Origin of the sequence: Mesorhizobium sp. B2-6-2 (assembly GCF_006440615.1) — a bacterium.
Lineage (GTDB): Bacteria > Pseudomonadota > Alphaproteobacteria > Rhizobiales > Rhizobiaceae > Mesorhizobium.
The window spans coordinates 1-11890 of record NZ_VFUG01000004.1; the positions used below are offsets into that span (position 1 = coordinate 1).

Here is an 11890-nt window from a genome sequence, read left to right on the forward strand (position 1 = left end):
GGACCGGGCCATTCCACGGCCTGTCCGAAAGGACGACCAAGATCCACTCGGCCTCCTTCCCACTTCAACCATACACCGGAATCAACACACAGGATCCTCGGGTCTACGCGTCCGCTTCGCTCCCGCTCCGCCCGTGGATGACGACGGTGGGGCGTTCCGTGCCGGCGGTCCGTGATCGGCACGGCGATCTAGCGCAGTCTCCACTTGCTCGTCGATAATGACGAAGGCACCGGCCCTCGCTTTGTCGATGGCTTGCCCGGAGCGGCACGACCGGTGATAAGACTATGTTCGCAATGCGAACTTTCTTGCATCTCCGGAGCCGCCCCGATGGTCAAGTTCCTGCCGCTGAAAGAGGCGGTCGCGGAAAACCTGCATGACGGCGATACGGTCGCCTTCGAGGGTTTCACCCATCTGATCCCGACCGCCGCCGCGCATGAGGCGATCCGCCAGGGCTTTCGCGACCTGACGCTGATCCGCATGACGCCCGACCTGATCTACGACCAGATGATCGGCATGGGCATGGCGCGGAAAATCGTCTTCTCCTATGTCGGCAATCCTGGCGTCGGCCTGCTCAGGCGCGCCCGCGACGCCATCGAGAACGGCTTTCCCCGCGCCATCGAGATCGAGGAGCACAGCCACGCCGGCATGGCCAATGCCTACGAGGCGGGCGCCGCCGGCCTGCCCTGCGCGGTGTTCCGCGGCTATCGCGGCGCCGGCCTTGCCGCGGTCAATCCGAACATCAAATCCGTCACCTGCCCTTTCACCGGCGAGGTGCTGGCCGCCGTCCCGGCGATAAGGCCTGACGTTACCTTCATCCACGCGCAGAAGGCGGACCGGAAAGGCAATGTGTTGGTCGAGGGCATCATCGGCATCCAGAAGGAGGCCGTCCTTGCCGCAAAGCGCGCTGTTGTGACGGTCGAGGAAATGGTGGACAATTTCGACGACCTCCACCCCAATCTCACGGTGCTGCCGAACTGGACGATCGCGGCGATTTCGGTTGTGCCCGGCGGCTCGCATCCCTCCTACACGCATGGCTATTACGAGCGCGACAACGCCGCCTATCTCGATTGGGACGAGATCGCCGCCGACCGCGGCCGCTTCCAGGCGTGGATGCAGCAGAACGTCATCGAGAGCAGCCCGGATGACTTTGCCGGCCGCGTCGAACATCTGAGGAAAGCCGCATGAGCGACGCGAAGGATATCGGTTTCACCCCGAACGAGATGATGACGATCGCCGCCAGCCGCGCCTTGAAGAGCGACGATGTCTGCTTCGTCGGCATCGGCGCGCCGTCGGCCGCCTGCAACGTCGCGCGGCTGACCCATGCGCCCGACATCACGCTGATCTACGAGAGCGGCACCATCGGCGCCGCCCCCGACGTTCTGCCGCTGTCGATCGGCGACGGCGAATTGTGCGAGACGGCGGTCACCACCGTCTCCGTGCCGGAGATGTTCCGCTACTGGCTGCAGGGTGGCCGCATCTCGATCGGCTTCCTGGGCGCCGCCCAGCTCGACAAATTCGGCAACATCAACACCACCGTCATCGGCGACTATGCGCACCCGAAGACCCGCCTGCCCGGCGGCGGCGGCGCGCCGGAGATCGCCACCTCGTCGAGGCAGGTCTACATCACCATGGCGCAGTCGAAGCGCGGCATGGTCGAAAAGATCGACTTCTTCACCTCCTTCGGCCATGGCGAAGGCGGCGATCATCGCAAGCGGCTCGGCATCGATACCGCCGGCCCGACGCTTTTGATCACCGACCTCGCCATCTGGAAGTCAGACCCTGCGACCAAGGAGTTCACCGTGGTGTCGCTGCATCCCGGCGTCACGCGCGAGCAGGTGCAGGAGACCTGTGGTTGGACGGTCAAGTTCGCGGAGGCTCTTGACGAGACGCCGGCGCCGACGGAACTCGAGCTGAAGACATTGCGCGACCTGCACGCCCGCACCAAGGCGGCGCATCAAGGGATCGCCCAAGGGAAAGCTGCCTAGATGATCGACGCCTTCATCTGCGACTACATCCGCACGCCCATCGGCCGCTTCGGCGGCTCGTTGTCCTCCGTCCGCGCCGACGACCTCGGCGCCATCGCGCTGAGAGCGCTCGTTGAGCGCAATCAGGGCGTCGACTGGGCGGCCGTCGATGATGTCGTCTATGGCTGCGCCAACCAGGCCGGCGAGGACAATCGCAACGTGGCTCGCATGGCGCTGCTGCTTGCCGGCCTCCCGCAGGACATCCCGGGCTCGACCGTCAACCGCTTGTGCGGCTCGGGGATGGATGCCGTCACCATCGCCGCGCGTGCCATCAAGTCCGGCGAAGCCGAGCTGATGATCGCCGGCGGCGTCGAATCGATGAGCCGCGCGCCCTTCGTCATGCCGAAGGCCGACACCGCCTTCTCGCGCAACGCCGAGATCTATGACACCACCATCGGCTGGCGCTTCGTCAACCCGCTGATGAAGAAGCAATATGGCGTCGAGTCCATGCCGGAGACCGGCGAGAACGTCGCCGAGGATTTTTCCGTTTCCCGCGCGGACCAGGACGCCTTCGCCGTGCGCAGCCAGGACAAGGCGGTGGCCGCGCAAGAAAATGGACGGCTGGCGAAGGAGATCACGCCGGTGACCGTCCCGCAGAAGAAGGGAGAGCCGGTCGTTGTGACCAAGGACGAGCATCCCCGCGCCAGCACCACCATAGAGGCGCTGGCCAAACTGCCGACGCCGTTCCGCCACGGCGGCACGGTGACCGCCGGCAACGCCTCCGGGGTCAATGATGGCGCGGCCGCGCTGATCATCGCCTCCGAAGCGGCGGCGAAGAAGCATGGCCTGACGCCGATGGCCCGCATCCTCGGGGGTGCCGTCGCCGGTGTGGCGCCGCGCATCATGGGCATCGGTCCGGCGCCGGCCACCAAGAAGCTTTGCGCTCGCCTTGGCCTGACGCCCGAGCAATTCGATGTCGTCGAATTGAACGAAGCTTTCGCCTCGCAAGGCATTGCCGTGCTGCGCCAGCTCGGCATCGCCGAGGACGCCGCGCACGTCAATCCGAACGGCGGCGCGATCGCGCTCGGTCACCCGCTCGGCATGTCGGGCGCGCGCATCACCGGCACGGCGGCGCTCGAACTGCGCGAGCGCGGCGGCAAGCTGGCTTTGGCCACCATGTGCATCGGCGTTGGCCAGGGCATCGCCATCGCGCTGGAGCGGGTTTGACCGCCCAGGCAGATCAATAGGGCAAGCCGACATAGTTTTCGGCGAGTGCGGTCGATGCGGCTCTCGAATGCACGAGGTAATCGAGCTCGGCTTCCTGGATGCGTTGGCCGAACTCTCCCGTCTCCGGAAAACGGTGCAGCATCGTCGTCATCCACCAGGAAAAGCGCACCGCTTTCCACACCCGCGCCAGCGCTTTTGACGAATAGGCGTCGAGTCCTGTCTGCGAGCCGTCGCGATAGAATTCACGAAGCCCGGCAAACAGATAGCGCACGTCGCTGGCAGCGAGGTTGAGGCCCTTGGCGCCGGTCGGCGGCACGATATGGGCGGCGTCGCCGACCAGGAACAGCCGGCCGAAGCGCATCGGCTCGGCGACGAAGGAGCGCAGCGGCGCGATCGACTTCTCGAACGATGGGCCGGTGGTGACGGCGGCAGCCGTCGCCGGCGGCAGGCGGCGGCGCAACTCGTCCCAGAACCGGTCGTCGGACCAGGCCTCAACGCGCTCCTCGGCCGGAACCTGCACATAGTAGCGGCTGCGCTGCGGCGAGCGCATCGAGCAGAGCGCAAAGCCCCGCTCATGGTTGGCATAGACCAGCTCGCGGTCGGCCGGCGGCACCTCGGCCAGCACGCCCAGCCAGCCGAACGGATATTGCCGCTCGAACGTCTTCAGCGCGCCCTCCGGCACCGAGCGGCGGCTGACGCCGTGATAGCCGTCGCAACCGGCAATGAAGTCGCAGTCGATGCGATGGGTGAGGCCGTCCTTGTCGTAGGTGACGAAGGGCGACGCGCCGCCGAAATCATGCAGCGCGACATCGGACGTTTCGAAGACGGTCGGGAGACCCGCCGCTTCGCGCTTCTGCATCAGATCGAGCGTCACCTCGGTCTGGCCATAGACGGTAACATGCTTGCCGCCGGTGAGCGCCGTCATGTCGATGCGATGCGTGCGGCCACCGAAGGCGAGCGAGATACCGGCATGCTGCAGGCCCTGGGCATAGAGCCTCTCCGCCGCGCCCGCTTCGCCGAGCAGGTCCACCGTGCCCTGCTCGAGCACGCCCGCGCGCACGCGGCCAAGCACATGCTCGCGGCTCGACCGCTCGAGTATGACCGTCTCGACGCCAATGGTTGCGAGCAACTGACCGAGCAGCAGCCCGGACGGCCCGGAGCCAATGATGGCGACCTGCGTGCGCATCAATGACCGAGGCTCTCGATCTGTCCGGCCAGCTCGGCCGCAAGCCTCAGCGCGGCCGCCGTCGCCACGACCATTTGCGGCAGGATGAGCCATTCCAGCGTCCAGGCCGAACCCGAGCGCTCCTGCTCATGCACCAGCGTGTGGTGCATGCCGGAAAGCTGGACGGCATTGAAGCGGGCGAGCGCCACCAGGGCTTCCGCCTTCACGGGGTTCTGCTTGTGCGGCATGGTAGATGAACCGCCGCCGCCGGTGAGCTTGATGTCGGTGCCCGCCTGCGCCATCAGCGCAACGTCCTGCCCGAACTTGCCGAGGCTGCCGGTCACCAGCGACAGCCAGCCGGCGAACTCGGCGAGCGCGTCGCGCTGATTGTGCCATTGCGGCGCGTCGGCAAGGCCGAGCTTGCCGGCAAGCGCGGCGCGCACTGCGGCGGCCTTGTCGCCGAGCTTTTCCAGCGTGCCGGCGGCACCGCCGAACTGCACCACCAGCAGCCGGCCGGAGAGCTCCTTCAAACGCTCCTGGTGACGCTGGAGCGGCGCTCGCCATGAAGCGATCCGGTCCGTCACGGCGATCGGTATCGCCGGCTGCATGCGCGTCACCGCCATCATCGCCCTGCCCTCGAGATCCTGTTCGAGTCCGGCGAGCCGCACGACGTTCTCGCTGAGCAGCAGGCCGACATGCTCGACCGCCCCGCCCAGGCGCAGCACCAGCGACGTATCGATCACATCCTGGCTGGTGGCGCCGAAATGAACGTATGCATCGTGCGGCGCGCCAACGGCAGCCTTGATCTGTCGCACCAGTTCCGGCACGGCGACGCCGTCGGTGGCGACGCCGGCGCGCAGCTTCGCCGTGTCCGGCCGGAACGCCGCCAGCGCTTTCGAGATCGCCGCCGCCGCATCGCGGGGTATCGCGCCGCACTCGGCTTCTGCCTCGGCCAGCGCCCGCTCGAAGCTGAGCATCGCAGCGATGTCGGCTTCGACGGAAAAATGTCTGGCCGCCTCCTCGTCGCCAAGCAGGCCGGAAAGCAGCGGGTGATCGAAGGGCGAAACGGTCATGGCGGCCACGGTCAGCTGTCGAAGAAGACCGTCTCCTTTTCGCCCTGCAGGTGGATGTCGAAGACGTAAGTATCGCCCCGGCGCTCGGCGATCAGCGTCGGCACACGCAGGCGGTGCTCGATGCGGGCGAGGATCGGGTCCTCGGCATTGGCCCTTTCCTCGTCGGAAAAATAGAGCCTGGTATGCAGGCCGACATTGATGCCGCGCGCCGCGATCCACAGCGTGATGTGCGGCGCCATCAGCCGCCCGTCGCGGAACGGCACGCGGCCCGGCTTGATCGTCTGGAACAGGCAGACGCCCGTTTCCATATCGGTCGGCTGCCGGCCCCATCCCAAGAAATTCGGGTCGGCGGCGCCGCGCATCTCCGCCGGCGAATTGTAGAGGCCCTGGGCATCCGCTTGCCAGATCTCGACCAGCGCCTCCCTCAGCGGCGTGCCGGTGCCGTCGAGCACGCGAATGCGCAATTCGATGCGCTCGCCCTTGGTCTGGTCGTTGACCATCGACGAGCCGAGGTCGCTCGCATAGACGCCGCCGATGCCGCAGAAATTGGGCGTGAGCCCGATATGCACATAAGGTCCGGCGGTCTGCGAAGGGCTCTCCTTCAACCGGTCGAGCGGCTGTGCCATCAATTGCCCTCCGGTCTGTTCTCGAACAGCGTCGAGCGTCGCCCGCGCAGCACGATGTCGAACTTGTAGGCGCGCGCATCCATCGGGATCGTCGACTGCATGTCGAGCGCGGCGATCAGCGCTTCGATGGCTGCCTTGTTGGAGATCCCGCCGACGATCGGGCAGCGCCAGATCAACGGATCGCCCTCGAAATACATCTGCGTGATCAGGCGCTGCGCGAAGCCGTGGCCGAACACGGAAAAATGGATATGTGCCGGCCGCCAGTCGTTCGGTCCGTTGGGCCAGGGATACGGCCCGGGTCTGATGGTGCGGAAGGTGTAGCCGCCGTCCTCGCGGGTAATCGCGCGTCCGCAGCCGCCGAAATTCGGATCGAGCGGCGCCAGATAGGCGTCCTTCTTGTGCCGGTAGCGGCCGCCTGCATTGGCTTGCCAGAATTCGAGCAACACGCCGGGCACGCCCTTGCCGCGCTCGTCGAGCACCCGCCCATGAACGATGATGCGCTCGCCGATGGCGCTCTCGCCGGGTCTGGCGAAATTGTGTATCAAGTCGTTGTCGAGCTCGCCGAGCATCGCATGGCCGAACACCGGGCCGGTCGATTCCGACAGCGTGTTGTCGAACGACACCAATGCCTTCTGCGGCGAGCGCAGCACCGAGCTTTTGTAGCTCGGCGTCAACGCCGGCGGATGCCATTGGCGGTCGCGCTGGAAGAAGGCGCCGGTTTCCGGCGCCCGGTTGGAGCCGGTCTCAGCCATGAGCGGCCCCGTCCATCTGCGCAAACACCTCCTTGGCGATCTTGAAGGCGCGATTGGCGGCCGGCACTCCGGCATAGATCGCGACATGCAGGAAGGCTTCGCAGATGTCGTCGCGCGAGGCGCCGGTGTTGGCGGTGGCCCGCACATGCAGGGCGACCTCCTCGTCATGGCCAAGTGCTGCAAGCAGCGCCAGCGTCACGATCGAGCGTTCGCGCTTCGACCAGCCGGGCCGCGCCCACACCGTTCCCCAGGCAGCCTCGGCGATCAATTGCTGGAACGGCCGGTCGAAATCGGTCGCGGCATCCTCGGCGCGGTCGACATGCGGATCGCCGAGCACGGCGCGACGGACCTCGAGCCCGATCCGGTAGCGGTCCTTCGCGACATCATCCATGAGCAGACCTTCCCCCAGGCAACGAAGCGACGAAATCGCGGATCAAGGTGACGAGCGCTTCGGGCTGCTCGATGCACAGGATGTGCGCGGCATCGCGGATCACCTCGAAGCGTGCGCCGGGGATCAGATCCGCCAGCGAGCGAACAAGGTCGGGTGGCGTCGAGCCGTCCTGATCGCCGACGATGCAGAGCGTCGGCGCAGCGATACGCCGCGCCGCGTCGGTAAGATCGGCATCGCGCACCGCCGCGCATGTCCCGATATAACCAGGCAGCGCCTGCCTGGTCAGCATGTTGCGGCAGCCGGCCAGCTCGGCGGCGCGCCTGGCATGGAAATCGGGGGTGAACCACACTTGCAGCACGCCGTCGGCGATCGCCTCTATGCCGTCGCGCTCGACGGTCGCCATGCGCGTGTTCCAGCTCTCGGCGGTGCCGATCTTGTGCGCGGTGTCGCTGAGGATCAGAGCCTCGACACATTTTGGATGACGGGTATAGAGCCGCTGCGCGATCAGGCCGCCGACCGACAGGCCGAACAGCACGACCTTGTCGAAACTGAAATGATCGATGAGACCCAGCAGGTCGTCGACATGGTCGTCTATCGAATGAACCCCGTTGCCGATGTCGGACAGGCCGTGACCGCGCTTGTCGTAGACGAGCATCGGCATTTCGCCTTCAAGACGCGCGACGACATCGTCCCAGATCCGGAAGTCGGTGCCGAGCGAATTGATGAAGATGATCGGACGCGACGTGCCGGTCGCTTCGATATAACGGTGGTGCAGCGTGACGCCGCCTATGCTGACGAATGGCACGGTTCCGATCCTCCGAACCCACATTGCACCAGCTATTTGGTTCGGTAAATCGAAACCGTCCAGGGTTGCTTCGGCGGCTCCCCATGCGGGAGCTTGCTGCTATCCGAGCGTCAGCCCCGCCTTCTTTGCCTCCTCGCGCAGGAACGGCAGGCCGACCTCGATCACGTCGCGCGGGTCTTCCGCCACCGGCCGCCAGACGGCGAGCCCGCCGGCAATGTCGACATCGACATGGTTCATGCTTTCGAGCGTGATCGCGCCCTGGTAGCCGATGTCGGCGATGGCCTTCATGCAGGCTGCCCAGTTGAGCATGCCTCGTCCCGGCACGCCGCGGTTGGCTTCCGACACATGCAGATAACCGAGATAGGGCGCCGCCGCCTCGAAACCGGAGGCAAAGCTCTCTTCCTCGATATGCATGTGGTAGGTGTCGAGATGAATGAAGATGTTGGGCGCGCCGATCCGCTCGATGATCTTTGCCGCGTCGATGCCGCGGTTGATCAGATGCGTCTCATAGCGGTTGCAGGGCTCGATGCCGAGCTTCAGGCCGCGCGACTTCGCCGCCTTCGCCGCGCGTTCGAGGAAACGGCACATACCGTCGATTTCCCTTTGCGTCGGCGCGCGGCCGGTGGTCTTGCCGATCGTGCCGTAGGTGACGCCGCCGAGCGCTTCCGCGCCGACCTCATTGCAGACCCGGAAAGCCGGTTCGAGGAAATCCAGCGCCTCGTCCGGCCGTTCGACCACATCGAGGGCGCGCGGCAGGCCAAGCGAGGGGACCAATTCAACACGATAGTGATTGGCAAAGCTGCGCGTCCGCTTGGTGTCGATCTCCTCAGGCCGAAGCAAAGGGATCTCCATCAGCCCGATGCCGTATTCCTTGAGCCTGTCCATCTGCGGCTCGATCCGGGCAAGGTCCCAGACCGGTGCGATGGCGAAAGTGTGCAGTCCGAAGGTGTTCATGTCAGCCTCGTTGCTCATGCGCCGCCGCTGCGGCCGTATCGCCGCCGCCGACGATGCGGCTGACGACTTCGTTCATGTTGGTCCTGGCGGTGACGAGATCGGCATCCGCCCTGCCGTGGCGCAGCACGACGATGCGATCGGTGACCGACAGCACATCGTTCAGCCGATGCGAGATCAGGATGACGGCAATGCCTTCCGACTTCAGCCGCCGGATGAGGTCGAGCACGCTCTGCACCTCGCGCACGGCAAGTGCGGCCGTCGGCTCATCCATGATGACGAGTTTTGGATTGAAGGTGAGCGCCCGCGCGATCGCCACCGTCTGCTGCTGGCCGCCGGAAAACGAACCGACCGACCGGTTTATCGACGGCAGATGCGCGCCCAGCCGCTCGATCATTTTCGACGCTTGGCGATCCATCTCGCTTTTGTCGACGAAGCCGGGGAACAGGCCGAGCAACTTTTTCGTCGGTTCGCGACCGAGGAAGATGTTCGACGCCACGTCCTGCTGCTTGGCCAAAGAAAGATCCTGGTAGATCATTTCGATGCCGAGGCGCCGCCGCTGACCGGGGTCCAGCGCCAGGATATCCTTGCCGTCGAACTCGATCGAGCCGGCGTCGGCGCGGTAGATGCCGGTGATGGTCTTCATCAGCGTCGACTTGCCGGCGCCATTGTCGCCGACCAGCCCGACCACCTCGCCGGCCGCGACCGAAAGGTCGACGCCATGCAGCACGTCGACCGCGCCGAAGCTTTTGCGGATGCCGCGCAGCGAAAGCAGGGTCATACGCGCGACTCCTTCCGCACTTGGTATTGGTCGATGAAAACGGCGAGGATCAGCACCGCGCCGATCGCCATCTGTTGGTAATAGGATTGCACGGCAAGCAACGTCAGCCCGTTCTGCAAGACGCCCATGATCAGCGCGCCGATCATGGTGCCGAGGATCGAGGCGCGGCCGCCGAACAGATTGGTGCCGCCGATGATCGCAGCCGTGATGGCGGTGAGCTCGTAGTTGATGCCGGCGGTCGGATCGCCGGCATTGACGCGGGCGGTGAACAGCAGGCCGGCAAGCCCGGCCAGCGCACCCGACAGCGTGTAGATGATGCGGCGGTGATGCTCGACCCGGATGCCCGCGGCTCGCGCTGCACCTTCGCTATCTCCCAACGCCAGCGTGTGGCGGCCGAAACGCGTATAGGCAAGCACCGCATGCGCGACGATGGCCGTCAGCACCAGGATGATCACCGGCATCGGAACGCCGAACGGCCGCCCCTGCCCGATATAGACGATCTCCGGCGGCAGTCCGTAGATCGCCCTGCCCTTCGAGATGACCAGCGCCAGACCGCGCGCCAGGCCAAGCATGCCGAGCGTGACGATGAAAGCCGGCACGAAGGCGCGGGTGACCAGTTGCCCGTTGATGTAGCCGGCGATCCCGCCGGCCAGAATGCAGGCGATCACTGCGAAGACCGATGGCCAGCCGAGATTGACGGCGACGAAGGCGCCTGCGACGCCCGCAAGCCCCATGACCGAGCCGAGCGACAGATCGAGCCCGCCGGAACCGATAACGAAAGTGGCGGCGATCGCCAGCACGCCGATCGTCGAGGTGGCCAAAAGGATGTTGAGGAAATTGCTGAGCGACAGGAAATAGGGCGACAAGAGCGCCATCGCCGTGCTCAGTGCCAGAAGCACCACCAGCGACTCCAGCCGGATGTGGAGCCTTTCGACGGATGCTCGCTGCACCCGAGCCCAGAAGCCGGGCTGTTCAGAAGCCATGTTTTCTACCCTTCGGGTAAGGGAGTAGGGGAGTAAGGCAGTAGGGGAGTAGCGAAGGCAAGGAAGATGGAGGCTGGTCGGAGAAGCGCAGACATCGCTTCCCCTATTCCCCTACTGCCTTACTCCCCTACTCCCTTCCTTTCACTATTTCACATATTGCAGCATCGGTTCCTTGCCGGCGTCGAGCACGTCCTTGGTCAGCACCAAAGTCGGCACGGCAATGCTTTCCGGAACCTTCTCGCCGGCCAGCGCCTTCTTGACGTTCTCCACCGCCTGCTTGCCGACCAGATAGGGAAGCTGCGCCACCGAGGCATTGAGGCGGCCTTCCTTGATCGATTTCACCGCATCGACATTGCCGTCGACGCCGATGATCGTCACCTGCGAACCCTTGCCCGCCGCATAGACAGACTCGACTGCACCAAGCGCCATGCCGTCATTGGCACAGAAGATGGCGACGAGATCGGGATGCGCCGTCAGCGTGTCGGTGGCGATCGAAGCGGCCTTGCCGCGGTCCCAGTCGCCCGGCAGCGAAGCGACGATTTCGAGGCCGGGCGCCAGCTCCTTCAGCTTGTCGGCAAAACCCTTGGCACGCTTCTCGCCGGTGATGTTGCCGGACAGGCCTTCGATCACCAGCACCGGACCCTTGGCGTCCTTGCCGAGCTTGTTGGCCAGATATTCGGCGCCCTGCGCGCCGGCAGCGATGTTGTCGGAGCCGATATGGAAGGTGACCTTGACGCCTTCCTTGTCGAGCACCGCCTGGTCGAGATTGTTGTCGAGGTCGACGATCTTGATGCCGGCCTCCTGCGCCGACTTCAGGCAAGGTAGAAGGTTGGTCGAGTTGATGGCTGCGGTGATCATCGCCACCGGCTTGCGCTCGAGCATGGTGTTGCAGAGGTTCAGCTGCGGTTCGGCTGCCTGGTCGCTCTCGGCCGCCTGCTGGAAATATTTCACGCCGGCTTCCTTGGCGCCGTCCGCGACACCCTGCGCCATCGCGCCCCAGAACGGGTTGGCCAGTGTCTTCATCAGCACGCCATATTCGCCGTCCTCGGCGTTGGCAACGCCGACGGCGGAAAACGCAAGCGCGACGCCGATGGCAAGGGTAAATCGATTTATCCTTGGGAAATGCGATATCATTCTATCCTCCGTTGATCCTTGGCGCCGGATGCCACGGC

Annotated in this window: 13 protein-coding genes; 3 read left to right on the plus strand and 10 right to left on the minus strand. The window is 65.3% G+C overall.

Annotated features, from left to right (window positions below; genetic code table 11):
* Window positions 1-327 precede the first annotated feature (327 nt).
* The 3 genes from FJ419_RS10580 to pcaF are packed head-to-tail and all read left to right on the plus strand — an operon-like array spanning window position 328 to window position 3191.
* Window positions 328-1185, plus strand: coding sequence for a CoA transferase subunit A (locus FJ419_RS10580; RefSeq protein ID WP_140691121.1), 858 nt, complete (start codon window positions 328-330; stop codon window positions 1183-1185).
* Window positions 1182-1985 (plus strand): CoA-transferase subunit beta, encoded by an 804-nt coding sequence (locus FJ419_RS10585; RefSeq protein ID WP_140691124.1) that lies wholly within the window; start codon window positions 1182-1184, stop codon window positions 1983-1985. The genes FJ419_RS10580 and FJ419_RS10585 overlap by 4 nt, the downstream gene beginning before the upstream one ends.
* A complete protein-coding gene (gene pcaF, locus FJ419_RS10590) occupies window positions 1986-3191 on the plus strand; it encodes a 3-oxoadipyl-CoA thiolase (RefSeq protein WP_140691127.1) in 1206 nt (401 codons plus the stop codon). It abuts the gene before it with no gap.
* A 13-nt stretch (window positions 3192-3204) separates the two neighbouring features.
* Here the strand turns inward: pcaF and pobA are convergent, their stop codons facing one another.
* The 10 genes from pobA to FJ419_RS10640 form a co-directional block, all read right to left on the minus strand.
* The gene (pobA, locus tag FJ419_RS10595; RefSeq protein WP_140691130.1) at window positions 3205-4377 is read right to left on the minus strand and encodes a 4-hydroxybenzoate 3-monooxygenase; all 1173 of its coding nucleotides are present in this window, start codon (window positions 4375-4377) and stop codon (window positions 3205-3207) included.
* Entirely contained in the window at window positions 4377-5429 is a 1053-nt protein-coding gene (locus FJ419_RS10600; protein ID WP_140691133.1) for a 3-carboxy-cis,cis-muconate cycloisomerase, read from the minus strand. Before FJ419_RS10600 ends, pobA begins: the two co-directional genes overlap by 1 nt.
* Before the next feature lie 11 nt (window positions 5430-5440).
* Window positions 5441-6055, minus strand: a complete 615-nt coding sequence (gene pcaG, locus FJ419_RS10605; protein WP_140691136.1) for a protocatechuate 3,4-dioxygenase subunit alpha — start codon at window positions 6053-6055, stop codon at window positions 5441-5443.
* On the minus strand, window positions 6055-6807 hold the full coding sequence (pcaH, locus tag FJ419_RS10610) for a protocatechuate 3,4-dioxygenase subunit beta (RefSeq protein ID WP_140691139.1): 753 nt from the start codon (window positions 6805-6807) through the stop codon (window positions 6055-6057). The genes pcaG and pcaH overlap by 1 nt, the downstream gene beginning before the upstream one ends.
* Window positions 6800-7198: a 4-carboxymuconolactone decarboxylase gene (gene pcaC / locus FJ419_RS10615; RefSeq protein WP_140691142.1), complete on the minus strand. Its 399-nt coding sequence runs from the start codon at window positions 7196-7198 to the stop codon at window positions 6800-6802. Before pcaC ends, pcaH begins: the two co-directional genes overlap by 8 nt.
* Window positions 7191-8003: a 3-oxoadipate enol-lactonase gene (gene pcaD / locus FJ419_RS10620; RefSeq protein WP_140691145.1), complete on the minus strand. Its 813-nt coding sequence runs from the start codon at window positions 8001-8003 to the stop codon at window positions 7191-7193. Before pcaD ends, pcaC begins: the two co-directional genes overlap by 8 nt.
* A gap of 99 nt (window positions 8004-8102) precedes the next feature.
* Entirely contained in the window at window positions 8103-8957 is an 855-nt protein-coding gene (locus FJ419_RS10625; RefSeq protein WP_140692389.1) for a sugar phosphate isomerase/epimerase family protein, read from the minus strand.
* Between the two features lies 1 nt (window position 8958).
* Window positions 8959-9735, minus strand: a complete 777-nt coding sequence (locus tag FJ419_RS10630) for an ATP-binding cassette domain-containing protein (protein ID WP_140691147.1) — start codon at window positions 9733-9735, stop codon at window positions 8959-8961.
* Complete coding sequence (locus tag FJ419_RS10635) at window positions 9732-10718, minus strand: ABC transporter permease (RefSeq protein ID WP_095769797.1); 987 nt, start codon at window positions 10716-10718, stop codon at window positions 9732-9734. Before FJ419_RS10635 ends, FJ419_RS10630 begins: the two co-directional genes overlap by 4 nt.
* Window positions 10719-10862: 144 nt before the next feature.
* Window positions 10863-11852 carry a substrate-binding domain-containing protein gene (locus FJ419_RS10640; RefSeq protein ID WP_140691150.1) on the minus strand — a complete coding sequence of 330 codons (990 nt, stop codon included), beginning with the start codon at window positions 11850-11852 and terminating at the stop codon, window positions 10863-10865.
* Between the last annotated feature and the right edge of the window lie 38 nt (window positions 11853-11890).

Excerpts from the sequence above, each read along its gene's own strand:
- pcaH (WP_140691139.1), bottom strand. The coding sequence starts at position 6,807 with ATGGCTGAGACCGGCTCCAACCGGGCGCCGGAAACCGGCGCCTTCTTC.
- pcaC (WP_140691142.1), bottom strand. The coding sequence starts at position 7,198 with ATGGATGATGTCGCGAAGGACCGCTACCGGATCGGGCTCGAGGTCCGT.
- FJ419_RS10640 (WP_140691150.1), bottom strand. The coding sequence starts at position 11,852 with ATGATATCGCATTTCCCAAGGATAAATCGATTTACCCTTGCCATCGGC.
- FJ419_RS10580 (WP_140691121.1), top strand. The coding sequence starts at position 328 with ATGGTCAAGTTCCTGCCGCTGAAAGAGGCGGTCGCGGAAAACCTGCAT.
- FJ419_RS10600 (WP_140691133.1), bottom strand. The coding sequence starts at position 5,429 with ATGACCGTTTCGCCCTTCGATCACCCGCTGCTTTCCGGCCTGCTTGGC.
- FJ419_RS10635 (WP_095769797.1), bottom strand. The coding sequence starts at position 10,718 with ATGGCTTCTGAACAGCCCGGCTTCTGGGCTCGGGTGCAGCGAGCATCC.
- FJ419_RS10585 (WP_140691124.1), top strand. The coding sequence starts at position 1,182 with ATGAGCGACGCGAAGGATATCGGTTTCACCCCGAACGAGATGATGACG.
- pobA (WP_140691130.1), bottom strand. The coding sequence starts at position 4,377 with ATGCGCACGCAGGTCGCCATCATTGGCTCCGGGCCGTCCGGGCTGCTG.
- pcaG (WP_140691136.1), bottom strand. The coding sequence starts at position 6,055 with ATGGCACAGCCGCTCGACCGGTTGAAGGAGAGCCCTTCGCAGACCGCC.
- FJ419_RS10625 (WP_140692389.1), bottom strand. The coding sequence starts at position 8,957 with ATGAACACCTTCGGACTGCACACTTTCGCCATCGCACCGGTCTGGGAC.
- pcaF (WP_140691127.1), top strand. The coding sequence starts at position 1,986 with ATGATCGACGCCTTCATCTGCGACTACATCCGCACGCCCATCGGCCGC.
- FJ419_RS10630 (WP_140691147.1), bottom strand. The coding sequence starts at position 9,735 with ATGACCCTGCTTTCGCTGCGCGGCATCCGCAAAAGCTTCGGCGCGGTC.